This window comes from Paenibacillus sp. cl130, from assembly GCF_900116035.1.
Classification (GTDB): Bacteria; Bacillota; Bacilli; order Paenibacillales; family Paenibacillaceae; genus Paenibacillus; species Paenibacillus polymyxa_B.
Genome location: NZ_FOYG01000006.1, coordinates 226,588 through 250,966, shown reverse-complemented (window position 1 = coordinate 250,966; position 24,379 = coordinate 226,588). Strand labels below are relative to the sequence as shown.

The 24,379-nt window shown below is 47.2% G+C and carries 24 protein-coding genes; 16 read left to right on the top strand and 8 right to left on the bottom strand.

Features of this window, described 5'->3' with window-relative positions; all coding sequences use genetic code 11:
• Nucleotides 1-117: 117 nt before the first annotated feature.
• The 6 genes from BM358_RS17885 (at nt 118) to BM358_RS17860 (ending at nt 6,262) form a co-directional block, all read left to right on the top strand.
• The gene (locus BM358_RS17885) at nt 118-927 is read left to right on the top strand and encodes an AAC(3) family N-acetyltransferase (protein ID WP_023990142.1); all 810 of its coding nucleotides are present in this window, start codon (nt 118-120) and stop codon (nt 925-927) included.
• Nucleotides 928-992: 65 nt separating this feature from the next.
• Nucleotides 993-1,937, top strand: coding sequence for a metallophosphoesterase (locus BM358_RS17880; RefSeq protein WP_023990141.1), 945 nt, complete (start codon nt 993-995; stop codon nt 1,935-1,937).
• A gap of 105 nt (nt 1,938-2,042) precedes the next feature.
• A complete protein-coding gene (locus BM358_RS17875) occupies nt 2,043-2,783 on the top strand; it encodes a metallophosphoesterase family protein (protein WP_023990140.1) in 741 nt (246 codons plus the stop codon).
• A 51-nt stretch (nt 2,784-2,834) separates the two neighbouring features.
• Nucleotides 2,835-3,443 (top strand): GNAT family N-acetyltransferase, encoded by a 609-nt coding sequence (locus BM358_RS17870; protein WP_023990139.1) that lies wholly within the window; start codon nt 2,835-2,837, stop codon nt 3,441-3,443.
• 182 nt (nt 3,444-3,625) lie between these two features.
• Nucleotides 3,626-4,630, top strand: coding sequence for an AraC family transcriptional regulator (locus tag BM358_RS17865; protein ID WP_023990138.1), 1,005 nt, complete (start codon nt 3,626-3,628; stop codon nt 4,628-4,630).
• 180 nt (nt 4,631-4,810) lie between these two features.
• Nucleotides 4,811-6,262 (top strand): MFS transporter, encoded by a 1,452-nt coding sequence (locus tag BM358_RS17860; protein WP_049828406.1) that lies wholly within the window; start codon nt 4,811-4,813, stop codon nt 6,260-6,262.
• A gap of 105 nt (nt 6,263-6,367) precedes the next feature.
• Here the strand turns inward: BM358_RS17860 and BM358_RS17855 are convergent, their stop codons facing one another.
• Nucleotides 6,368-7,246 (bottom strand): NAD-dependent epimerase/dehydratase family protein, encoded by an 879-nt coding sequence (locus tag BM358_RS17855; RefSeq protein WP_023990136.1) that lies wholly within the window; start codon nt 7,244-7,246, stop codon nt 6,368-6,370.
• Between the two features lie 264 nt (nt 7,247-7,510).
• Between BM358_RS17855 and BM358_RS17850 the strand changes: the two genes are divergently transcribed.
• Nucleotides 7,511-7,909 carry an alpha/beta fold hydrolase gene (locus BM358_RS17850; protein WP_231517179.1) on the top strand — a complete coding sequence of 133 codons (399 nt, stop codon included), beginning with the start codon at nt 7,511-7,513 and terminating at the stop codon, nt 7,907-7,909.
• Between the two features lie 45 nt (nt 7,910-7,954).
• Here the strand turns inward: BM358_RS17850 and BM358_RS17845 are convergent, their stop codons facing one another.
• The 3 genes from BM358_RS17845 to BM358_RS17835 all read right to left on the bottom strand — a co-directional run bounded on the left by BM358_RS17845 (nt 7,955) and on the right by BM358_RS17835 (nt 10,622).
• Nucleotides 7,955-8,695 carry a GTP pyrophosphokinase gene (locus BM358_RS17845; RefSeq protein WP_028541458.1) on the bottom strand — a complete coding sequence of 247 codons (741 nt, stop codon included), beginning with the start codon at nt 8,693-8,695 and terminating at the stop codon, nt 7,955-7,957.
• A gap of 155 nt (nt 8,696-8,850) precedes the next feature.
• On the bottom strand, nt 8,851-9,660 hold the full coding sequence (locus tag BM358_RS17840; RefSeq protein ID WP_028541459.1) for a histidinol-phosphatase: 810 nt from the start codon (nt 9,658-9,660) through the stop codon (nt 8,851-8,853).
• 59 nt (nt 9,661-9,719) lie between these two features.
• Nucleotides 9,720-10,622: a LysR family transcriptional regulator gene (locus BM358_RS17835; protein WP_023990132.1), complete on the bottom strand. Its 903-nt coding sequence runs from the start codon at nt 10,620-10,622 to the stop codon at nt 9,720-9,722.
• Nucleotides 10,623-11,051: 429 nt separating this feature from the next.
• Here BM358_RS17835 and BM358_RS17830 point away from each other — a divergent pair, with 429 nt between their 5' ends.
• From BM358_RS17830 to BM358_RS17810, 5 genes are all read left to right on the top strand, one after another.
• Nucleotides 11,052-11,510 carry a chemotaxis protein CheX gene (locus BM358_RS17830; RefSeq protein ID WP_023990131.1) on the top strand — a complete coding sequence of 153 codons (459 nt, stop codon included), beginning with the start codon at nt 11,052-11,054 and terminating at the stop codon, nt 11,508-11,510.
• A gap of 39 nt (nt 11,511-11,549) precedes the next feature.
• Nucleotides 11,550-12,329 carry an SDR family NAD(P)-dependent oxidoreductase gene (locus tag BM358_RS17825; RefSeq protein WP_028541460.1) on the top strand — a complete coding sequence of 260 codons (780 nt, stop codon included), beginning with the start codon at nt 11,550-11,552 and terminating at the stop codon, nt 12,327-12,329.
• A gap of 122 nt (nt 12,330-12,451) precedes the next feature.
• Nucleotides 12,452-13,843: a DEAD/DEAH box helicase gene (locus BM358_RS17820; RefSeq protein WP_028541461.1), complete on the top strand. Its 1,392-nt coding sequence runs from the start codon at nt 12,452-12,454 to the stop codon at nt 13,841-13,843.
• An 18-nt stretch (nt 13,844-13,861) separates the two neighbouring features.
• Nucleotides 13,862-14,608, top strand: a complete 747-nt coding sequence (locus tag BM358_RS17815) for an ABC transporter ATP-binding protein (protein ID WP_013311782.1) — start codon at nt 13,862-13,864, stop codon at nt 14,606-14,608.
• A gap of 2 nt (nt 14,609-14,610) precedes the next feature.
• Nucleotides 14,611-15,834, top strand: coding sequence for an ABC transporter permease (locus BM358_RS17810; RefSeq protein ID WP_028541462.1), 1,224 nt, complete (start codon nt 14,611-14,613; stop codon nt 15,832-15,834).
• A gap of 117 nt (nt 15,835-15,951) precedes the next feature.
• On the opposite strand, the gene BM358_RS26665 is transcribed toward BM358_RS17810, so the two are convergent.
• Nucleotides 15,952-16,068: a hypothetical protein gene (locus BM358_RS26665; RefSeq protein WP_023990126.1), complete on the bottom strand. Its 117-nt coding sequence runs from the start codon at nt 16,066-16,068 to the stop codon at nt 15,952-15,954.
• Between the two features lie 206 nt (nt 16,069-16,274).
• On the opposite strand from BM358_RS26665, the gene BM358_RS17805 reads away from it, so the two are divergent.
• The gene (locus tag BM358_RS17805) at nt 16,275-17,552 is read left to right on the top strand and encodes a sensor histidine kinase (protein ID WP_028541463.1); all 1,278 of its coding nucleotides are present in this window, start codon (nt 16,275-16,277) and stop codon (nt 17,550-17,552) included.
• 100 nt (nt 17,553-17,652) lie between these two features.
• On the opposite strand, the gene BM358_RS17800 is transcribed toward BM358_RS17805, so the two are convergent.
• Nucleotides 17,653-18,951, bottom strand: a complete 1,299-nt coding sequence (locus BM358_RS17800) for an aminotransferase class I/II-fold pyridoxal phosphate-dependent enzyme (RefSeq protein WP_023990124.1) — start codon at nt 18,949-18,951, stop codon at nt 17,653-17,655.
• A gap of 179 nt (nt 18,952-19,130) precedes the next feature.
• Between BM358_RS17800 and BM358_RS17795 the strand changes: the two genes are divergently transcribed.
• The gene (locus BM358_RS17795; RefSeq protein WP_023990123.1) at nt 19,131-19,916 is read left to right on the top strand and encodes a helix-turn-helix domain-containing protein; all 786 of its coding nucleotides are present in this window, start codon (nt 19,131-19,133) and stop codon (nt 19,914-19,916) included.
• A 185-nt stretch (nt 19,917-20,101) separates the two neighbouring features.
• On the opposite strand, the gene asd is transcribed toward BM358_RS17795, so the two are convergent.
• Both asd and BM358_RS17785 read right to left on the bottom strand, forming a co-directional pair.
• Nucleotides 20,102-20,899: an archaetidylserine decarboxylase gene (asd, locus tag BM358_RS17790; protein ID WP_028541464.1), complete on the bottom strand. Its 798-nt coding sequence runs from the start codon at nt 20,897-20,899 to the stop codon at nt 20,102-20,104.
• Between the two features lie 88 nt (nt 20,900-20,987).
• Entirely contained in the window at nt 20,988-22,115 is a 1,128-nt protein-coding gene (locus BM358_RS17785; protein ID WP_023990121.1) for a YheC/YheD family endospore coat-associated protein, read from the bottom strand.
• Nucleotides 22,116-22,320: 205 nt separating this feature from the next.
• Between BM358_RS17785 and BM358_RS17780 the strand changes: the two genes are divergently transcribed.
• Entirely contained in the window at nt 22,321-23,484 is a 1,164-nt protein-coding gene (locus BM358_RS17780; RefSeq protein ID WP_028541465.1) for a glycosyltransferase family 4 protein, read from the top strand.
• A 113-nt stretch (nt 23,485-23,597) separates the two neighbouring features.
• On the top strand, nt 23,598-24,377 hold the full coding sequence (locus BM358_RS17775) for a WIAG-tail domain (RefSeq protein WP_028541466.1): 780 nt from the start codon (nt 23,598-23,600) through the stop codon (nt 24,375-24,377).
• Nucleotides 24,378-24,379 lie beyond the last annotated feature (2 nt).

Sequence of the window (24,379 nt, the reverse complement as noted above, 5' to 3'; positions counted from 1 at the left end):
CTGTTTTTTTTGCGCTCAGGAATGATGGAGGGTAACATGGAGAAAGGAGCGCGGGATAGCAGTTATGGTATAATTATGGTATTGTGTATCGTTTTTGGTGAAAAGGAGGCTGGACAGGTGACTGTGCAACCGATAACGAATCGACCTGTCACTAGGTCGGATGTAATGAAGGGATTAAAGGATCTGGGAGTTCGGAGCGGCATGACATTGCTTGTTCACTCGTCGATGCGCAGCTTTGGACGCTTTGTTCCAGGCGGGGCCTCGGCCATTCTTGCCGCGCTAACCGAAGCGGTTGGTCCGGAAGGGACGCTGGTAATGCCGACACAGTCTCATGACTTGACTGATCCCTCGACTTGGATGAACCCGCCTCTGGATGAGTCATGGTGGGAACTGGTACGCGAGGAAATGCCCGCTTATGATCCGGCTTGGACGCTGACCGGAGGGATGGGCGTCATTGTAGAAACGTTCCGTGGTCTGCCGGGAACCAAGCGCAGCGGGCATCCGCATGTTTCTCTGGCGGCACGTGGACCTGCTGCTTCAGACTTGCTGGAGGCGCATGAGCTTGATTTTGGGCTGGGTGAGCATTCGCCCTTGGCAAAGCTGTATGAGGCAGATGCCTATGTACTGCTGTTGGGCTGCGAACATGACAGCAACACGTCCTTGCATTTGGCGGAATATCGAACAGCCTATAATGGACGAGAAGTGATCACGCATCAAGCTCCTATGATGGTGGATGGAGCAAAAGCGTGGGTATCTTTTCAGGATTTTAATATTACCTCAGATGACTTTGAGAAGCTGGGACTTGATTTTGAACGGGACTGTCCCTCAGCCTTTACGCGGGTGAACATTGGGGAGGCTTCATGTTTTTTCGCGAGGCAACGTGATTTGGTAGACTATGCGGAGCAGTGGTTGTCCAACTACCGCTAAAGCTTCTGGACAGTAAGAATTTCTAAAAAGTGAGATCAAGGAATAGATTGCAGGGGGGAATGCATATGGAGAAGACGCCGCACACCCGCCGCGAGAGTCAGGATGGCCCGCATCAGGGGTCCGCTATCCCTCCCGGTTCTTCGCGGCGTTCCATTTCAAATGAACCAGCCAATCCTTCGCGCCGCCATTTTTTGAAAAAAGCGGCTTTAGCCACAGCCGGAACCGCGCTTCTGGCTGGAGGATATGCTTCCTTATGGGAGCCTAATCATTTGGAAATTACACGCTTCAACTTGTCTCTCCCTCGTCTTCCGTCTGCTTTTGACGGAATCAGGGTCGTACATTTTAGTGATGTGCACTTGGGTTTTCACATGGATGAGCAGGATCTACGCGAGCTTGCGGACCGTATAGCAGGTCTGAAGCCAGATTTGCTCTGTTTTACAGGCGATATTGTGGATGACTATGCAGTATCCATGAAGGCTGCTGTTCCAGTTATGGCTTCTATGCACGCCACACTTGGCAAATTTGCTATTCTGGGCAATCATGATTATAGAGGCTTACCAGCCGGAGTACAGGAATTGTATCCGAAAACCGGGTTTACGTTGCTGAGAAACGAGCATGCGATTGTAGAGCTTGCGGGACAGCGTGTAGCCTTGGTCGGTTTAGAGGATAACATCATGGGCAAGCCCAATCCGCAGCGTGCCATTCACGGACTACCTGATGAGATGTGCAAGCTCCTGCTGATGCATGAGCCGGACTATGCAGATGTGGCGGCGCAAATGTCCTTTGATCTTCAACTGTCAGGGCATACGCATGGAGGACAGGTACGCTTGCCGGTCATTGGAGCGCCGATGCCGCCTCCGGGTGGACGCAAGTACATCCAGGGATTATTTCATGTGGGAACGGAGAGAATGCCGCTGTATGTCAGCCGAGGCATTGGCATGACACATCTGCCGATTCGCGTGCTGTGCAGACCGGAGCTTAGTGTCATTACGTTAAAATCCGGCCAATAGGCCATGATCTTTTTTTCATCTTTATCATATATGTTGGAACTACATAAAGATGGCTCGAATGTAGTGTAGAGATGTAGTCGTTTCGGACAAAGGAGTGAGGTTCAGATGGATCGTATTGCTGTCATTTCAGATATTCATGGCAATTGGCCTGCCTGTGAGGCGGTGCTGGAGGATATTGCTTCCCGAGGCATTAGCCGTGTGTTTTGTTTGGGGGATCTGATCGGCAAAGGGCCTAGCCCGTGCGAGGTTCTGGATGCTGTCCGTCAACGTTGTGAAGTGGTCGTGCGGGGGAATTGGGATGAGCTGGTTAGTATTACGGATGATCTCAATTTTAGCTGGCAAGCCGAACGCTTGGGGGCAGAACGAGTGCAGTATTTGGCACAGTTACCGTTTCATTATGATTTCAGAATGAGCGGACGCCGTATCCGTCTGGTGCATGCCTCGCCGCAAAGTGTATATCACCGTGTGCAGCCATGGGATGAGCCGGAAAAACGGCTTGCCATGTTCGATCCGTTAGCAGAAGAAAATGGAAAAGTTGTTTTTGCTCCGGATGTCGTGGGATATGGTGATGTGCACAATGCTTTTATCCAGCATTTTCAGGGAAAAACACTTTTTAACGTCGGTAGTGTCGGGAATCCGTTGGATGTTACGCAGGCTTCCTACTGCATTTTAGAGGGGGAGATGGGAGAGGAGCAGCCTACGTCCTTCTCCATTCATTTTGTACGTGTACCTTATGATATAGAACTGGCGGTAAAACAAGCGGAGGAAGCTGCTGTACCTTCTTTGCCGTATTATATTCGAGAGCTGCGCACAGGAATTTATCGGGGGATTCAGGACCTGGATTAAGTATGGAAACATTCATTTCTAAAAGCCAATCCATCCGCAGGAGGGAACATTGTGCTGACCAGAGAAATGCTTCGTCTTGGGCTACCGGAGCTTTACGCCCGTCGAGTCCGATTGCGCCAGTTAAGAGCGGAGGATTATCCCGCGCTGGAACGGATCCTATCCGATCCATTGGTGATCCAATATGTGAATCGAATTCGCAAGCCAGTCTATACACGAATGCGGCGTCTGGTTGCGCAAATTAAAATATCTGCTGATTCACTAGATTCCCTGCATTTTGCGGTGGAATGGCATCAGAGAAATACAGGAGAAAGCAATTTACTTAGTGAATCCAATGAGCTTACCTCCTCACCGTTGCTCGGTATCGTCTCTTTTCAGCAATGGAATGAAAGAACGGGTGAGGCACAACTGGGCTATATTCTGGATCGTCCTTTTTGGGGACAGGGGCTGGCTACAGAAATGGTAGGAGAAATGCTGAATTTTGGTTTCGGATCTTTGAAGCTCAAGCGGATCGAAAGTCGTTGCCAAGAGGATAATCAGGCTTCCATGCGCGTGCTTATTAAAAATAAGATGCGCCTGCTGCGTACAATTGGTGCTTATGATCCCTCAGGCGAGGTACCGAGTGTATTGGTATTTTCGATGACCCAAGGGGATTATGCGTAGAAATGGCAGTGGAATATTTTGTTACAAAGATGAAATATAACTGCAAAACAACTCTAACACAGGACGGGTACAATACAGACATGACCCCCTTTTGAATAATATATGTTGCTGGGACCCGATGATTCGGGTCCTCTTTTTTTGTTATCCTATAGTTAGAACTGAACAGGAAAGAAGGACTGGCATTGGCTTTGAATATATGGAGTGCAGACATTCATCATTTATTTGACCAATTCACTGAGCTTGTGGATGGTCATATTCATCATAAAAAATCGGAGCAACAACTCACGATTCCCCCGCATATAGGTAAGGGAAGTATGACTCGCACACGGATTCGTCCAGGTATGGAAATCGTGGTCACGGATCTCACCTTTGAACAGAATATGAAGCTTCATATTCAGGAGGCTTGTCCGCTCTTTGAACTCAGCTATTGCTTAAACGGTGAAATATACTGTGAATGGAACGGCAAAGAAAGTCATACCAATCGGTTGACCGGGAATGTTTTATATTTAGAGGATGAACTGGTTTATGAGGAAAAGAAGGCAGGCGTTCACCAACAAATAGTGGAAATAAGGTGTTCTCCACAAGAGCTATTTTCTTACGCCGGAGATATTGCAGAAAAGCATAGCATAGAAACATGGTTACAACGTTACAAAGGGAATATTGACGCCTACGCGGATACGCCCGCCATGCACAAGTGTGTTTATGACATGATACATTGTAACTACAATGGGACGATGAAACGGTTATACATGGAAAGTAAGGCAATGGAGTTTATTGCATTGTTTGGGGTGATGGATGGACATGTAACAAGGGGGACAAGCCATTTTATAAGTCGTGAAGATATATCAAAGCTCCATAAGGCTCGTGAATTCGTCATTCTTCATTTTGAGCACCCCCTGTCCATTCAAGCGTTGGCCCGAAAGGTTGGGCTTAATGAATTCAAGCTAAAGAAAGGATTCCCCCATTTATTCGGAATGACTATTTTTGAAATGGTGCGTAAGCAAAGAATGGAAAAAGCTCTCTGGTACTTGGAAGTTGAACAATTAAACATTGGAGAGACGGCATTTTCAATCGGGTACAGCAACGCCAGTAATTTTACGACAACCTTTCGAAAGTATTATGGTTGTAATCCTAGCGAATATATCAAAAAAATACGTAATCCAGATACATTTACGAATAAATCTTAATGAAACAATCCTTCAAGCATGTCCATCATGTTTGGAGGGTTTTTTATTGGTGCTCCTTCTATAGGGATAGAAAATACCTTTGCAGGTAGAGACCTCCTTGCTTTATAGATGATAATGGTTATCAGTTGAGATAAGAAATGAAAAGATTAAAGATGCCCATTATAGGTTGGAGGAACTACAATGAAAGATCAATTTGCCATAGCCATGACTAATCCTCAAGCAGTACAGCAGGTAGATTCGCGTCGCTGGTACGCATTAGCTCTTATTTTACTTCCTACTTTATTAATTTCACTGAACAACTATATGATGCAGGTTGCCCTTCCGATGATGCAGGCGGACCTGCATGCCAGTTTTTCCGAGGCACAGCTCATATTTACGGGATATTCTCTGGGATTGGCTGTGGCCTTGATATTGGGCGGCAAACTTGGAGATATGTATGGTAGAAGACGCATGTTATGTATCGGGGTGTTGGGGTTTACATTGATGGCTCTGTTAGGGGGGATCGTATCGCAGCCTACGTTAATCATTATGATTCGTGTGCTTCAAGGGATATCAGCTGCCATGATTCAACCCCAGGTTCTATCTATCATGCAAAGCAGCTTTCTTCCCAAAGAGAAGGGACTGGTATTTGCAATTTACGGAGCTATCATTGGGGTTGGGTTTACACTTGGTTTAATTCTGGGTGGATTTTTGGTAGACTGGAACCTTTTCGGCCTGGGCTGGCGCATCATTTTCTTTTTTAATGTCCCCTTTGGGCTGTTAGTGTTACTCTTTTGTCCTATTATTACGGAATCCTATGGCAGATCCGTGCCGAATATGGATTGGGGTGGGGTTTTTCTGTTGCTTCTTGGTTTAATGCTGTTTGTCTATCCGTTGACAACCGGGCAAAAGCAGGGCTGGGCTTTATGGACATGGGGGTGTCTGCTGTTGTCCATTCTGGTTTTGGTTGCTTTTATAGTTACGCAAATGGGAAAAGAAAAGAGGGAAGGCTCGCCTTTTATTTGTCTATCTATATTTAGAAAGAGTTCATTCGGCGCAGGGATATTGACGGTAATTGTCATCTATCTTAGTATGTTTTCGTTCTTCTTTATTTTAAATTATTATGTACAATCCGGTTTGAAATACAATGTTCGATCCACAAGTATGGTCTTTTTGCCGCTTGGTGTTGGCTTTTTTCTCACCTCATTATGGTCGTCCAGGCTAGTAAAGAAGTGGGGGAGCAAGGTGTTGAAATCAGGTATGCTAATCATGGGGATTTGTAGCTTTCTGCTCATTGGATCGTTACATCTAGATGCAATCCATTTATGTCATATTCAAAATATCATGATACTAGGTGTATATGGTCTGGGTCTCGGGATGGCCACAACGCCACTGGCCCATGTCGTCCTTGGTGCTGTATCGGCTGAAGAGGCAGGAACGGGTTCAGGCTTGTTTACGACCTTTATGTACTTGGCTAATTCGTTGGGAGTCGCTCTGATCGGTATCTTGTTCTCTTCCTTGCTCCATCACACGCTTTCAGAAGCTAATCTGTCAGATTATATCAGAGCATTCTCTATTTCTGTGGCAGTGAGTGGAGTTCTTGCCTTGGCTGGACTCAATTGCATTTCATTTTGTTACAAAGATGAAACATAACTGCAAAGTTACTTTAACATAGAGTGGGTACAACATAGATATGACCCCCTTTGAATTATATATATTGCTGGGACCCGAAGCTTCGGGTCCTCTTTTTTTATGATTTTAGGAACGGTTCAGGCTGGTTATCAGCTCTGGAAGCCATTCATTTAGGGAGAGAAATGAGTACCCCTCTGACTGGGCTTTGGACGTATCCATGTACCACGATTGTGTAATACCAAATGGAGACATGTGCTCGTCTGCTGTTTTTTCTTTCACCACAGCTTGTTTTCCCGTTGCCTGCTCAATGATCGAAATGATCTCTCCAATTCTCACTGTACCGTCGGAACAAGCATTTACAGGACCTGTTAAATAAGTGTGACCGAGCCAAAGCAGAAAATCTGCGGCTTCATCGGAACGAATAAATGAGATTTGTGCTGCGGAATTAGGTACTCCGATTTCTCTTCCTTCACGAACATGTTCGATATGAAAATGAAGCCTTTTCGTATAATCATCTGTTCCCAATACAATCGGAAAACGAACAGCGACTACAGGGAATGTAGCTTGTTGCATAAAAACTGCTTCTGCCTGCCGTTTAGCCTCCTGATATGTAAAATCGTCTTTCCCGCCCTTGCGAACCGGGTAAGTTTGAGGATCAAAGATGCTCTCTGTCAGCACTTCCGGGCTCGAATCATAGACGGATAGGCTGGAGGTCACAATATACCTCTTGGCTTTAGCATCAAAAATGCGGCAGGCTTCGCTGGCTTCATCTGGAGAAAAGCAAATATTATCATAAACAACATCCCACACTTGCTCACCTACCGCTTCAGCGAGCGCTTGCCGGTCGGTACGGTCTGCACAGATCCGCTGAACGCGGTCACCAAACGAATCACTTGTTTGGCCTCGTGTGAGGATGGTAACCGAGTTCTCGGAACTCTCCAGCAGACGTTCCACCAGTCTCTTGCCAAAAAAGCGCGTTCCTCCCAATACAAGTACCTTTCTCATACTTTATCACTCCTTCGGAATGGTTTTCATAGATCAGGATTTTGCAAAATTCGATTCCAGTCGCTTATTGTTTTTTTTGCAAAATCCTCAGATATTAAGGTAGACGAAATAATGACTGTAAAGGGTACAGAGCGAATGAAAAGAGCTTAACATACTTTGATGAAGTGCTCTTAGTGCGGAGCCATTTTGCAATCTATCATATACTTAGTTTATTTACATAGTTCATCTAACAATTAAGTAAAAAGAGGAGGATCATAGGCTGTAGTGGAGTCGCATGTCCTGTGGGGGCAGATGAATTTGAACCGGAGTGGCTCATCAAAAAACGAACGTTATGAAATGATCCATCAAATGATGGAACGGCATGAGGAGGCACATCAGGGGAATTGGCAAGAGTTTATGCGACAGAGCGCACAGGATTGGCGCCAATATCCGCAATTGGCACGTAACGAGCTAAGCAGCATTACGTGCCCTGCATTATTTATCGCGGGTGAACATGATGATTTTGCCACTGAAGAGCAGCTTCTGGAATTATGCTTATGGGTCCAAGACTCACGTTATCTAATTGCTCCGGGTTGTAGTCATCGACCGCACATGCTTAGAGAGAAGCCGATCTTAATCAATGATTCTATTCTTTCATTTTTGAACAAGCATGCAATCCGTTGATCATAAGATCAAATTATTCGCATAGCGGTGGAGCAACGCCTAATCTTACTCTCCTAGAAGCTTCAAGAAATTGGCCGGCACCGTAATTTGCTGATTATTTATCATAATCTTCCGAAGCACCTCTATGGAGTCCTCTTCACCTCTAGCGTCTTTAATTTCCTTGATCTCACGATGTAGACGCTCCATTTGGAGATCTAGCGCATTAGCGGAATCCGCTGCGCTCTTTAATTCACGTGTCAGACTTTCGGGAACGGACTGGTTGTACTTATAAAAGATTTTATGCTCCAGGCTGGCCCAGAAATCCATGGCAATGGTTCGAATTTGCACCTCTACGCAGACTAGCTCCTCACAATCCGACATGAATACAGGAACTTGAACCAGCAAATGCAGGCTCTGGTAACCGTTCGGCTTGGGATTCTTGATGTAATCCTTAATTTCCAGCACCTTCAAGTCACTCTGTCTCTGAAGCATGTTACTGACATCGTAAATGTCAGAAATAAAAGAGCAAGTAATACGTAAGCCAGCGATATCCTTAATATGATTTTTGACAGCATCCAGGGATAACTCGCTATTTTTACGAAGCATTTTGTTCATGATGCTCTCAGGAGATTTAAGGCGTGATTTGGTATGCTCAATAGGGCTGTAATCGTGTAATGCTTGAAATTCCTGTTTTAATATTTCAATCTTGGTTTCCATTTCGTCGAGCGCAAATTTATAGATTAGCATAAACCGCGTGATGTCATGCTTTAGCTTTTTGATCTTGTCCATAGGATCTTCCAAGTGCATATGTAATTCTCCTCACACATAGATGTCATAATCTTGCTAAGCATTCGCCTTTGCAATGGGATTATCACCTTATAAATTACAATCCCCAATAATCCCATTGCAGCAGCGTTCGTAAAATCAAATGATTTGCGGAGCGGCAATTCCCACCTTAAATTTTAAAGCGCCACAGGAATTTTACGTTTTTCTTTAAAATAGACCCATTCCCGGAAGCCGATATCCTTCAGCATTGCCTTTACTTCTTCCCAATCATCGCCTACCCGCGAAGGCTTATGGGCATCCGAACCAAAAGTGACCTCCACACCAAAATGGTGCGCTCTTTCTAAAATAGAAGCAGACGGGTACCATCCGCCACTCAGCTTGGTTTTACCCGAAGTGTTAATTTCAATCGCCACATTGGATTCCGCAATTACCCGCAAGGTTTCATCAATGGCTGTATCGGCAGGAATGTCTGAAAAGGCAGGGAAGTTCCCCTTCATTGCGTCAATATGACCTAAAATCTGAAACATGCCGCTTCGCGCAGATTCCTGAATGAGCGCATAGTAGGCTTGTTTGACCTCGATTTTACGAGCGTCGCTTAATTTGTTCCAACGGTTACGGTTAAAAATGCTGTCCCCTTCGACATTGTGAATCGACCCAATGAGGTAATCAAATGGATAAGGAGCCAGAGTGGAACGATATAATTCTGCGAAATCAGGAAAATAATCCGTTTCCAATCCGAGGAGCACGTCAATACGGCCTTCGTATTCCTTTTTGAGCTGTTGTACCTCTTCTACGTATTCAGCAAGCTGTGACTTAGCCATATAAATTTTAGGAAAAGCCTGATCCTGTTCGCTACATAGAAAGGGGGAATGATCCGAAATGCCAATAGCTTGTAAGCCAGATTGAATACCTGCTTCAATATAATCCCGAATGTTGCCGTCTGCATGACCGCAGCGGAAATGATGGGTGTGCAGATCAAATTTCATAGCCTGTCTTCCTTTCGTAACCAAGTTTATATTGCGTATGTTGTTCATAGCGAATTACGTTATTCAGAACTGGTAAAATTCGTCTCCGGCATCCCCTTCAGATCACTTAAAAATTGCTGCATGGCTGAGTTTAGATATCGGCCGGATTTATAAATCACTCCTACCGGATGACTAACTTCCAGCTCGGGAATATGGATCATTTTTAATGTGCCTGCACGCAGTTCCGAAGTGACCGACAGTCTGGAAATAATGGCAGCACCGAGATTAATTTCGACCATCCGTTTGACTTCCTCACTGCTGGACAACTCGATCACGACATGAGGTACGATTTGGTGCTTTTTAAATACATCGTCCACGAATTTTCGTCCCACCGTATCGGGAGAGAGCAGAATAAGCGGAATTTCCCGAAGGGCTTCAATGGTAGCATGTGGTTGTGAGGCCAGCGGATGAGTAGGAGACACGACTAGCTCGAAGGAATCGTAATACAGAACCGAAGTGCTTAAATTGGGATTACGTTCGATCAGATAGCCGATGCCAACATCAATAAGTCCGTTCTCCACCTGCTGATAAATCATTGAGGAAGCCATGGATTGAATGGAGGTTTTGATGAGAGGGAACTGATCCTGAAAGTAGGAAAGCACGCGCGGTAAAATTTGAATAGCGATGGATGTTGTGGTACCCAGCGCAATGTGACCCTGCGGTGTTTCGTTTAGATCGTACAATTTTTGTCTTAATTCCTCAACAACCTCCAATATGCGCTCGGCGTGTTCCAAAAAAACAGCTCCCCGGTCGGTCAGGGTGACGGGCTGGTTGCGGTCAATCAGAATGGTTTTGAACTCATCCTCTAGACTTTTAATTTGGGCGGACACCGCCGGCTGCGTCAAATTGAGAAGTTCTCCGGCTTTGCGGAAGCTCATTGTTTTGGAAATCATGATAAGTGTTTCAAGTTGACTGATGTTCATGAAGTTCCTCCTCTCTTTTCTTAATCTTGTCGCAGCTGTATAGAATGAATATTTTTAGCCAATCCATAGGTTCATATGTAAAACCGTCGTTATGCTTTATTTCATTAAATTATAGGTTATTCGAGCAGGAAGGGCAATGAATCGAAGCAGAGCACCTTAAAGTGTGGTATATTGGGAAATAAAGACTAAAGTCCTGATATCCTTCAAAAATAATCAGTCTAAAATCGGTAAGAAGCAAAGATATAGGACATTATTCACATTTTTTGTGGTTTAGCTATAAAAAATTACCGGGCAGCTGTCGATAAGTGATAGAGAGAGCATTTTGTTGAGGATCGATGCGTTTTACAGTAATATTTAATTAAAAAATTCTAATTTAAATGGGACTTTTGTTGTATGTCTAAAAGCCCATCGTAAAGGGGCGCTTTGATCGTGAAGGCAGAAGTGATAAATCCTTTTTTGGAGTCGGCGCGACGGGTCATTGAACAATTGATCCAAGTATCTCCTTCACCCGGAAATCTTGGTGTGAAAAATGTCGAGCTGGTGGACGACCACATCTGGATTATGATCGGGATGACCGGACAGCTTAGCGGAAATATTGTGTTCGGCCTGAATGAACAGGTGGCGCTACGTATGGTATCAGCGATGATGGGCGGATTTGTGTTGACTGAAATTGATGAGATGGGAAAAAGCGCAATTTCAGAATTGGGCAATATGATTAGTGGTAATGCCAGTACGATTTTGTCCAATCAGGGAATTGTCGTGGATATTACGCCTCCGCAGGTCATGAAATCAGAAAACTTGACCACTTTTGTGCCTCAGCGTGCCCTTTATATTCCGCTCACGGTGGAAGGAATCGGCGAGCTGGATATTCAGGTGATGATCTCTTAATATTAAAGGAGCAAGTTTCCTTAATGTGGAGGGATGACCGTGAGTATACTACAGGACAAGATAGTTGTGATTACAGGTGCATCTAGTGGAATTGGAGCCCTTTGCGCTCAGTTGTTAAGCGAAAAGGGCGCGATTCCTATTTTAACAGCACGCTCGCAGGAGCGACTGAAGCAAGTATCTGCGGGAATCAGCGGTAGGCATGAGCTTATCCAACTGGACGTCACCCGCCAGGAGCAGGTAGAGGCTGTTGCTGCACGAGTATTGGAACAGTACGGACGGGTCGATATATTGCTTAACAATGCGGGCTACGGAAAGTTTGAGTATTTTAATGAAACCGACCTGACGGAGTTTGAACAAATGATGGACGTGAACTACATGGGTGTTGTTCGCTGCATCAAGGCGTTTCTGCCGCAAATGACAGAGCGGGGCCATGGACAGATTGTCAATGTAGCATCAATGGCTGGGAAAATCGGGACAGCCAAATCGTCTTCTTACACGGCGACGAAGCATGCATTGCTGGGTTTCAGCAATGCGCTCAGGCAAGAGCTGCGCGGGAGTGGAGTGACTGTAACGACGATTAACCCGGGGCCGATCGACACACCGTTTTTTGAGCTGGCAGATCCTTCAGGAGGATATGTTCGAAATGTAAGCTGGTTTATGCTACAACCTGATAAGGTAGCACGGCATATCGTAAGAGCGATGGAGCTTGGCAAAGAGGAGGTTAATCTGCCACGGTGGGTATCTCCTTTTCTCAAGCTGTATCAGTTAGCTCCCAGACTAACCGATAGGCTGGGTCATGGCGTGATGAATAAGAAATAAAAGATGTCCCGTAAGCCATTAGCTATGGTGAGGGACATCTTTTATTTTTGTGATTTGGTAACAGGGCTATTTTCGCATATAATGGAGAGTAACGAATTTACGTATAGGGGTTGGACCTTTTCATGACATTGAATTTTGAATCGCTCGGCGTTGAACAAGATCTGTTGGACAAACTGACTGAGCATGAAATTACACAGCCTTCGCCAGTTCAGGCAGAGGCTATACCGGAAATAATGAAGGGAAAGCATGTTTTGGCGCGTTCACAAACTGGCACAGGCAAGACACTGGCTTATTTGTTGCCGCTGTTGCAAGCGATTGATCCACAGAAAAAGGCTACGCAAAAGCTGATACTAGCTCCAAGCCAGGAACTGGCCATGCAAATTGTACGTGAGGGTCAGCGCTACGGAGAGCATCGCGGAATCCGTGTACTCGGTCTGATTGGTGGGGCGGCTATCAAACGTCAAATCGAAAAGCTCAAGGATCATCCACAGCTTGTCGTGGGCACACCAGGACGTGTACGGGAACTCATCGCTTCGAAAAAGTTGAAAATGCACAATATTACAGCCATTGTTATTGATGAGGTGGATCAGATGTTCCAGCTCGGCGGAGCAGGCGATGTAACAAACATATTGGGCACCGCCCAACGTGATCGTCAATTGGTATTCCTGTCCGCAACGCTGAACGATGAGATTCAGTCGCTGGCGAAACGAGAGATGCGTGAATATGTAGAAATTGGGATTGATCCCGACCAGAAGACGGCCAGTGGACTGGAACACTATTACTTTGTATCTGAAGAACGGGATAAAGTGGATATGCTGCGCCGTCTGGTGCGTCATTTTAATCCAAGAAAAGCGCTGGTGTTCGTGAATACAACCAATGCCATCGGGGAGATTGAAGCCAAGCTCAAGCATATGGGGCTGACTACGGCATCCTTGTATGGAGATGCGGATAAAGTCACGCGTAGCAACGTGTTGGCCCGATTCCGCGAGGACAAGCTCAAAGTGCTGGTCGCTTCGGATGTGGCAGCCCGTGGTCTGGATATTGAGGGCCTTGAAATGGTCATTCATTTTGACCCGGCTACGGATAGTCAAGCTTATGTTCACCGTGCAGGACGGACAGGACGGATGGGACGCAAAGGATTGGTGGCGTCGGTTGTTACCGACCGTGAAACGTTCATCATGCGTAAGTTCTCCCGTGAACTGGGCATTGACATCGCAGAGCGTGCGTTGCATGGAGGTCGAGTAGTTGTGCCGCGTCCGGCGGATGCTAAGCGTGCATCTGTAAGACCATCCGAGGCCAGATCCATATCTGACGGAGCACAGACGGAAAACCGTAAGGCACCTGTTCGTACCGAAAACGGACGTCCTGGCAGGAATTCCGCGAACGGTTCAGCTCCAGGCAAGAGCAAAGGAGCAGCCTTGTCCAAAGCAGGAAAAGCACAGCGTGAGCGTGATCGCAAAAACAAGGGTGCACCAAGATGGCTGAAGGAAAAAGGATCAAAACCGAACGAGTAAGGGAGAAGAGGGGGAGCCATGGAACAACAGCCTGTGTTGCAAATTAACGGACTGACCGGCGGATATAGCGCCAAGCGCCCGGTGCTGCATCAGATTTCGCTGGATGTGAAACCGGGCGAAATGGTAGGATTGATCGGTCTGAACGGGGCCGGGAAAAGTACGACCATGAAGCATATTTTGGGCCTGATGACACCGCAGGCCGGAGAAATTCGTGTGCAGGGTCATAAGCAGGATGAAAATCCCGAGGAGTATCAGGGAGCCATTGCTTTTGTACCTGAATCTCCAGAGCTGTATCCTGAAATGACGGTGATGGAGCATATGGAATTCACGGCCAGAGCGTACGGAGTTAGCGAAGCAGATTTCCGCACACGCAGTGATCAAATGCTGGACTTGTTCCGTATGCGGGATAAAAGTGGAAGTATGTCGATGCATCTGTCTAAAGGGATGCGCCAGAAAGTGATGATTATGTGCGCATTTTTAGCGGGACCGCCGTTGTATGTCATAGATGAGCCTTTTTTGGGTTTGGACCCGCTTGGTATTCGTTCCCTGCTTGACTTTATGTTAGAGATGAAGCGTTCGGGTTCGTCCATTCTGCTCAGTTCTCATATTTTGTCCACGATTGAAAATTATTGCGATCGTTTCATTGTACTTCATCAGGGTGCCATCATTGCACAGGGTACGCTGGACGAAGTGACAGCACAGGCGGGTAAGCCGGGCATGCCGCTGGAAGATGCATTTTATGAGCTGGTACAGGGCAGGGAATGAGCATGGATTTGCAACGTTTGCATAAAGAAAGACGTGTAGCGTTCTGGGGACAGGTGCTGCCCTATCTGGGCTATGTCATTCAGAGCGGTCTGGCGGTGGTCTTCGGCTTTGCACTGATTGCCTTTGCCGCATGGTACACGTCGCTGCTGATGCATACTCCACCGGATTTGCCCATCCGCTGGATCATGCTTATTGTGGCTATTCCGATTGCTCATGCGAGCTTTCGTACGTATTTAAACGCGGCGGATATTGTTTTCCTCCGTCCACAGGAGCACGCGATGCACGATTATTTTAAGGCCAGCCGGATTCGGGGTGTGGTGTATAAAATATTCGGTTTGCTATTGCTGTCTATTATCGTGTGGCCGCTGTATATTCGCAGTGATACCGCGCCTAAGCCGCTGCTACTGACCCTGCTACTGTTCGTGCTGTTAAAGCTGCTATTCAGCTACGGCGGCTGGCAAGAGCTTCGCATGGTATCGATTGGCGGGAGTGTAGGCTATCGTCTGCTTCGGTGGGTGTTGGCTGTGCTGATGGTAGCCGCATGGCTATGGCAGCCTCCACTACACAGCGTGCCATTTATCATATTGGTCGGTGTGGTGTACGTGCTTGTTCTGCGTTTTCCGGTCAAGCTGCTAGTGGCTTGGGAAAAGCTGATTCGTACAGAGGGTATGCAGGCTGCTCGGGTGATGCGCACTTTGGGCTGGTTTGTCGATGTGCCCGCCCTTACGCAGAGAGTGACGCCACGTCGTTGGCTGTCCTGGTTGGGAGGTAACATACCTTGGAACAGAAGGGGAGCGTATCGTTACCTGCTGTTTAAGACGTTCCTGCGTACAGAGCCAGCAGGTATTGTCATTCGGCTTGGAATTCTGGGGTTGTTAATTATATATATCACCCATGCTAGCTGGATTGGGATTGCAGTATATTTATTTTTCATATTCCTCATTGGTGTACAGGTCACTTCACTAAGGCAGTATCACAAGGATTCGTTATGGCTTCAGTTATATCCGATTCCTGCGCATAGTCGTCGTGCGTCTTTTCTCGACTTTGTTGTTCGGTTGACGTTGCCGGCTGCTGTGGTTCTGTGGCTTCCTTTTCTGGCAAAAGGAAAGGAAGATCTACTGTCTACACTGCTCACGCTGCTTGGGGGAGTTGCAGTAGTGTTCCTGTTACGAGGCGCTCAAGCCAAAAAATGGCGTTTGGACGGTCAGGATGAAGAAGAAGTGTAATGTGTATCTATGTGAATAAAGTAAAGGCTAATTCGCAAGCAGCAAGAGCTGTCTGCGAATTAGCCTTTTTTTGTATGCTCACTGCTATCGTAGCTGTGGGTGCAGATAATCGTCTGCTTATATGAAGATCGTTTTGCTGATGATAACTAATAAAATGAACAGTACCAGAATTGTTCCTGTGCTTGTAAATGCGCCGTAACCACCGTAACCGCCTCTTGTTTCTTCTGCTCCCATGCTCATTCTCCTCTCGGTCATTGTGATAAAGGATACATCGTATCTTATGAAGTGGATTTTCAGATTGCGTGGGCCAATGCTCAGGTGTGTTGCCGAATCGCCTTATATTTTTCATCAGATGTAGGGGAGGATAGAGGAAAAGGCACGTATTATCGAGAATAGAAGAAGTACGTAGTCATTATCACTTGGAAAGTGGGAAAGACGAGATGCTGGTAGATAAGCTGCTCGTGAACATATTTCTTGTGTTTGTACCGTTATTAGTATATAGCGCTTTGTCAGATCATCGGCATAGGAAACATACCCCGTTGCTTATGGGAGGGGTGTTGGGTGTGTCTTCTGTGCTTTGCCTTATGTTTTCGTACATTTGGTATGGATTATATTGGGATCTCCGATATGTTCCTTTGATCCTCTCTGTTTTATATTTTGGTCCTAAGGCAGGGCTTCTGAATATAACGCTGATAGTGATGGCTCGTATGTATATAGATCCTGAGTCTATGGTGGTGAGCTTTCCCAGCATGATGTTGTGTTATTTGGGCCCTCTCTTGGTAAGAAAAAAGTTTATGCAGCTCAATAGTATGTTGCTTCGGGTGGGCATGAATATGCTAATGAGTATATGGACCAATATTGCCATGCTTATATTTTTGTTAATACATTCCTGGGCCAATGGCAGGCTGGATAAGGATGAGGTCGAGCTGATCCGGGCAATACTCTGGTTCGGTGTGATTCAATTCCTAAGCATTGGAGCCTCCTCTTTCTGGATGGAGTTTAGTTTGGAACGGGAAGAAATGAGAAGAAAGATTAAATATGCTGAGCATCTGAATACCTTAGGTGAACTGGCTGCCTCTATGGCTCATGAAGTAAGGAATCCGTTGACCGTGGTTAAAGGGTTCCTGCAAATGGTTCAGTCAGGGCTAGAAGGGAAAAATCGCAGATATATTGCTTTGGCACTAGCAGAGGTCGATCGGGCTGAAAGAATTATTAGCGACTATCTGAACTTATCCAGACCGCAGATTGGGAACACAGAGCTGATGGATCTGTCTGGCATGGTTCAACAGATTGTTTTGCTTTTGAAACCGATGGCGACCAAGCAAGGCGTAAGACTGTATACTGAGCTAAGGAATGAAATATACGTACATATGGATCGTAATCAGCTGTTACAGGCGTTAATACATGTGACGAAAAATGCGATCGAAGCTGCGGATGATGGAGGCAGGGTATACATAAAGCTGGCGATTCAGGAAGAGAAGGCATGTCTGCATATTAGGGATACGGGAAAAGGCATGAGTCAGGAGCACCTGGAGCGAGTGGGGACTTTGTTTTTTTCAACCAAAGAGGTAGGAACAGGACTGGGAACGGTCGTCTCCTTTCGAATCATTGAAGCCATGAACGGAAGTATACACTATGAGAGTGAGCCCGGAGTCGGAACTGAGGTAGTCATCCTGCTGCCACTCGCACAGAAATCTTTGCTCGCTGCTGAAGGATAGTTTGTTTCGAAGTGTCATTCACAATGGTTCAGCCCATTAAAAAGCGGTATGCGCAACATCTGGCATACCGCTAATGATGCTATATTTAATCTGTTACATATTAGGTGTTCAACAAATCTTGTGCGCCACGGTAAACAATGTCATACAGGTCTTCCAGATACTCTTCCTCGATACATGAGAATGCGATTCGGAGGTCATATTCACCCAGCGCAATTGTTCCTACCCCATATTGTTCCAGCAAATGTGTGCGCAGTCGTTCAGCGGACAAGCCGTTCAGCTTGAGACACATAAAATAACCCGAATTGAAAGGATAGTAGCTCCATACATCTCCGTATTTTCCACTATCGAGCAACGCTTTGACTTTGTTAGCCCGTCCCTTCATAATCTGGAACTTTTCTTTCTTCTGTTGTTCAAAGTCCGTTGACTTGAGGGCATCCAGGACGAAGGTTTGAGATGGGTGAGGACCGCTCGAAATCGTTGCCCGAATAATCCCTAATGTTTTTTGTTCCAGTGCGCTCAGTACATCCTGATGTTCCGAAGCAAAGGTAATAAATCCGACACGGAAGCCCCAAACGAATTCTTCCTTGGTAGCTCCGTCAATTTTGACTGGTAGAATTCTCGGATGAAGTCCAGCTAACTGACCGAATAGTGATTCATGCAGGGAGTCCTCGAAGAACAGACCAAAATAAGCGTCATCCGTCACAACTACGACATTGATGCCCGCTTCCGCGGCTTCCTGGATGGCAGCAACAATTGCTTTACCCTCTTCCACTCCCGGTGTGTAGCCTGTTGGGTTATTCGGGAAGTTCAGCACAACGATCGCTTTGCCGTATTCTTTCTGTGCCAGTAGCGCGTCGCGTAATCCTTCACTATTAAAACGTTGATCCTCTGTGAACAACGGGAAATTCACCAAACGTCCATGACGGCGAATACCGAAAGTCAGCTCATAGTTTTCCCAGTTTTTGTCTGGATAAATGACAGCGTCCCCTTCATCCGTGAACAGGTCGGCAACGATGCTCAAACCGTGGGTCAGCGCGTTCGTAACTACGGGAAGGCCGTAATTTTTCCCAGCCAATGAAGGGTTTTCCTTCAGCATTTTGTCACGCCATACACTACGAAGTTCAGGTTTGCCCGCAGGGGGAGCGTAAGGGTATAAATCCTTGGGATTGTAAGCGGACAACTTCTCCTGAATGACCTCCAAATGCATAGGACCATTGCCTTCTGTAGCAATGCCAATCGTGGCGTTGTACTTTTTAGCAAGCTTCCCTGCTTCTGCGGATTGACTCAAAATCCCTTCTTTTGGGAAATAAATTTCTTTCCCTAAAAGAGAAAGCATTTGATATACATGCTCGTTGCCTGTCTGAATGTTTTGGTTTAACTGCGCTGCCAGTGGATTCATTCCCGTTTCATCCTTCCAAGTCATTTTGATTACATATTATAGCATTACACACGGTAAGCGTCACGCAAAAGCATCTGGAACATAAAAGCGCATTTTTTTGCTTAATGACGGCGCTGAGCTTATATTATAAATTAACGGGATAAAGGACAACCAAAGATGAACAAGAGGAGGTGCAGATTTTGCTGGATACATCTGCGTCATCGTTTATCCTGTTGTCGGCTTTCGCCAAAATTGTGTGCGAGCCGGGCTGGAAGTGGCAGGTACGCGAGAAGCCGATGCCAAACTATGATTTATTTTATGTATGGAGCGGAGAAGGAACAGTGATCTTAAACGGGACGTCGTATCCGGTAAGCAAGGGGAGTTGCTTCCTGTTCAAGCCGGGGGATGATACCCGTGCCACACATAACCCGCAAAAGCCGCTCATACTTACCTATATTCATTTTGATCTTATCGAACAGCCAAAGCTTATCCCTGCAAGCTACCGTATGCTGGAGGAAACGTTCGAGGTAGAGCATATGCTTGCCAGATACGTTCGACTACGTCTGGAGCGTGCTTACGGAGCTGACGAGGAAGGCAAGCTGATCCTGAAACAACTGATGATTCATCTGCTGCGTGCGGACCGCAAGGAGCCTCAGGAGCAACAGGCCAGTAACCAGCTCACCGAGGTCATTCGGGAAACGGCCAACTATGTGCGTCAGCATCCGGGACTTCCTCATCGCGTCGAGGATTTGGCTGCACGGGCGGGGCTGTCACCGCGTTATTTTTCGATTAAATTCAAGGAGCTGCTGGGTGTGTCCGCGCAATCTCATATTATCAGCATGCGGATTGAGCGTGCACAGCATCTATTACTACATGCCGGAATGAATGTGACCGAGGTGGCAGAGGCTCTGGGGTATCGTGACATCTTTTTTTTCAGCCGCCAATTCAAGCAGTATACGGGGAAAAGTCCGTCTGAGATCCGGTAATGCTATGGACGGTGGACAAGCTGTTTCGGATTTAGGCGTAATGGGATTAACGAATAACGAATATAAAGGATAAATTCCAAAAAGGACCCGAGCAGTTACGCCGGGTCCTTTTTTTATGAGCAATTTAGCATCATCCGATCCCGATGCTCATATGTGTAGCTATAATACGGTTACGGTAAATTCACTTATGCTTTGGGATCATGTCGAAAGCAACCCAGACGTTGTCCCATTTTCACCGCATCCCCCGGCTTCAATGCGGGGTCTGGATCAAACGTGCCGTTTTCAGTTAGCAAAACGACAGTTGATCCAAATTCGAAATAGGCGAGATCGTCTCCTTTTGTCCATGAGACGGCTTTATCATCCGTATATTTGATGCTACTCACATTCATTGCGCCAACCTTGACGACCGCCACCTCACCATATTCATGGGCAATGTACGTAATCTGTCGTTCATTGCGGCTAAGAACTGCTCGCATATGTTGCAAGCCGAAGTCATTCACTGGGTATACCTTGCCGCGCAGATGTTCTTTTTCTACCAGCGTACCGGATACTGGTGCATGAATGCGATGATAATCCGTCGGGCTGAGATAGAGTACAAAAGCATAGCCGTGTGTGTATTTTTCAAGACGCGGAGAGCGGTTAAGAAGCTCTTCCAGCGTATAGTCCTGCCCTTTGACATCCAAAAGAGTGCCGGACGTAATTGGGCCAGTGAAAGTAATCCGTGCATCCACCGGACTGGTCATCACCTCGGCGTTCGTATCAATCGGGCGCATGCCCGCTTTTAATTTGCGTGTAAAATAGGCGTTCAGGGAACGGTATTCCTTCCATTCCTGTTCCGCCTCATGCGTCTGGATCTGGTACGTACGTATAAAGGTGGGGATAAAAAGTCGGCTTGCACCGCTTTGCGCGAAGGAGCCTACAATCCGGCACACCCACTTGCGCGATGATAGCTCCGTCATGAGCCGCAGCCACTGTTTTGCCATTACAGATCCCCCTTGTTCATTTCCGAGCCGTCTTGGCCGGAACCTGTCCGGCCGCTCTGAACTATATTGACACAGAATGTGACGTAAATCAATACAGTGGACGGCCTGGTGAACGTTCGGTGTCTGACGAAGGCATCCGTTCGAGAAGCCAACGAGCGTAAGCCATCGGCTGAGTGTATGTTTCTTTCCAGACATTGTGCATGCCCGCCTGGCTGAAGCCATAGCGCTGATCACGACCGTTGCATTCGATAAAAACAATCTTGCCCTCATGGGTAATTCCCAGATCCAGACCGACGTCGGCGAGACGGGGAAGGGTTTGTGCCAGTCGGTGCACGATTTGTAACGAGAGTCGCTCCAATTCATTCATCAGCCGGACTGCGTTCGAAGTCTGAACCGTCTCGGTTTGTGATAATACCTCCAGTAGGGAACGGGCCGTACCGCCCTGTGCAACATTGGAAACGAAGGTGTGGGAAGGAGCAATTTTAGCATACATGCCTGTCACACCCCAGATACCGCCATATCCGCGCTGAACTGACACACGGACATCAAACGGACGATTATTGTTCAAAGCAAGCGGTATGGTTTCCTGTACGATATGAGGCACATGCAGCAGTCGTTTGTGTAGAAATAATGGGAGTTCCCCAACATTCAAACGTAGTGTGGACCAACGCTCAGGTATAGCCGGATGAGCACATTGCAAAGTCCAGCCTCCGCGGGAATGCCGCAGACGCATAATTCCTCTACCTACGCTACCGCTACTGGGTTTAATTACAACATCTCCGGTTTCCTCCATCAAGGTATGGATGGAGGAAAGGTTGCCTTGCAATGTTTTGGGGAGGTGGATGCGTAGCAAAGGGTCTTCTTGCAGAATTGCATGTATATGGTCTTTGTGGAAACGGTTTTGTTCATTAAAAATATAGAATCCCTTTTGTACAAGCTTGTTGATATCGCTAGCATTTTCATTTTGCCGATAGAGAGTCCGATTGTGGATGACCGGCGGCAACGGAAGAGTCATCTGCCGATACTCGTTGCCGTGTTTAACAAAAGCCCGGCATGTTCCGGTCGCTATATGAATATCCTCCAGACGAAGAAAGCAGGGGATGAGCTCGTAGCTTAACCCGGCGTCCTCGTAATTGGCGATAGATTCATATCGCGTCCTCATGGCGGGAATGCCCCGGTAGGTTGCCGGGTTGAGCATGACGCCGACATGCAACATGAGTATGTCCGCCCTCCTTGTAGTCACTCCAACTGATCATACTGTGATTCTAGTCCATCATATGTATCAAAGATCGGCCAGGCATGGACGCTAGCCTTGCGGTAAGCCCAAAGTTAGAAGCGAGGCACCTTTCAGGGAGGCGGACGATATGATACAAGATGATTGTTGAAGAGTGTTGGAATAGGGTCAGAAAGTAGGTGAGGTGATGCAGAGGCCGAAGGTAGCAGTCGTTACACCGGGCTCCTTTGTTATACCTTCGCCCCGCAGCAGTTCTGTGGAGCGGGTAATTGCCCACATGGTACCGTTGGCTAGTCATGAGCTCCAAGCGCAGATCTATGGCATAAAGGGAGCAGAGGCACCTGATCATGGCGATGTCGACGGAATTCCCTGCATGCGTTATAAGCGGGGAGCAGGTTATATTTCTGAGGTGATTGCTGATTTAAAGAGATGGTTACCAGCGGTAGTAGATGTACACAACCGTCCAGCAGTTGCGTATGCAATTCGCGAGGCTTTACCCGATAGTCGGGTTGTGCTGACTTTGCATTCGACCACGTTCATCCGGGAGCCCCACCTCAAACGGGAGGAGATGGGTAGGCTGCTGGCATCGATGGATCGCATTATCGTGAACAGTGCGTATTTGGGGGCAATCGTAGCTTCTGACTGTCCCGACGCGGTCAGGGAACGCATCGTCATAAACAAGCTGGGTATCCATCCTGGCGATTTCCTGCCAAGGTGGACTCCTGCAGCAGAAGCGGCCAGATCGGCGCGATTGGACGATTTCGGCTGGTCAAGCCGCCAAATCGTGTTATTCGCGGGCAGACTGATGCCAGGAAAGGGCGTTCACCGACTGCTCAAGGCCCTGCGGCATGTCGTCCGCACCTGCCCGGACGTACTGCTGCTCATTGCAGGCAGTGCCTATTACGGGCATGATCGCCTCACGCCGTACACGACGTCGTTGCATCGGCAGATGCGTAAACTAAGGTTGGGGAAGCATGTGCAATTCCTAGATTATGTTCCGCATCCAGCATTGGCCTCGCTATATCAGCTAGCCGATGTGACCGTTGTTCCTTCAGTGAAGGATGAGGCCTTCGGGCTGGTCAATCTGGAAGCCATGGCAGCAGGAGTGCCTGTGGTCGCTTCACGAATCGGCGGTATTCCGGAAGTTGTACAACACGGCGAGACAGGCTGGCTTGTGTATCCGTCTCACGGTGAGCAGGAAATGGCCGATGCCATCATCAGGCTGCTCCAGCAACCTGGCTTGCGACGACGGATGGGAGAAGCCGGGCTTGACGAGGTACGAAGACGATTTTTATGGCAGCACTCAGCACAACGCTGGGCACAAATCATAACGGACTGCGCAACGGAGTGACGTAGGCGCTGTTACGCGCATAGGCTATCTTATAGGCATTAGCCATGATTTCCAGCCGGGTGAATGAAGCGGGGCGACCGCTGGTTCACTCCTGTGCCAAAGGAGCGATCACCATGAACCATCGTACGAACCATAGCCCTAAGGATAAAAGAACAGCGCGGCGTAACCTTTCCAATGCAGTTCCCTCACCCCGTGTTAACAAGGAGAAAGCGGCTTCGACCTCCGGCAGTCATAGACTGAGCCAGCGCGGGACGGCAACGGTCCCTGCCCCCGTAGAGAAGGATACCTCGGTTCAAGCTATAGAGGAAGCGGCATGGAAGAAGCATAAGCTTCCCAAAACGCTAGAGGAAGCGATGCAGATGAATCGAGCATCTGTACTGCTGTTGTCTGTGCCTGAGTCAGATACGGAAGGCAGGATGGATAACGATAAACCGTCTATTACGACGGAAGATCAGGCAGAGCAAGATTCATTACTGGATTGTTCCATAACCAGTATTCACATTGCGGAAGGAAGACACCGCCCAAAGCAACGCGTGGTCTTGCCTGAGCAAGATATCGATCCAGCTTTCGATACGGAGAAAGAATTAGACTTGAATGCCATTCACGACGAATCAGCGACCAGTGACGAGGCTTCTGACGATCATATAGCTTCATCTCAATATGGGAGCATTTCTTTTCATCTCCCCGCACGAGCGGATAGGGGCGAAGTGAGCGTTATATTTGAGAAGCCTTTTATAGATACACAATATGTAATCACTGCCAGTGCGAGTATACCGGGAGTGCTGGTATCCGTCACACAACGTCAGAGGTATTCAGCAGTACTTACTGTGGAACGCATACACTCAGGTCCGATATGTGAAGGGTTGGTCCTTTGGATTGCGATGGGGCAATAATA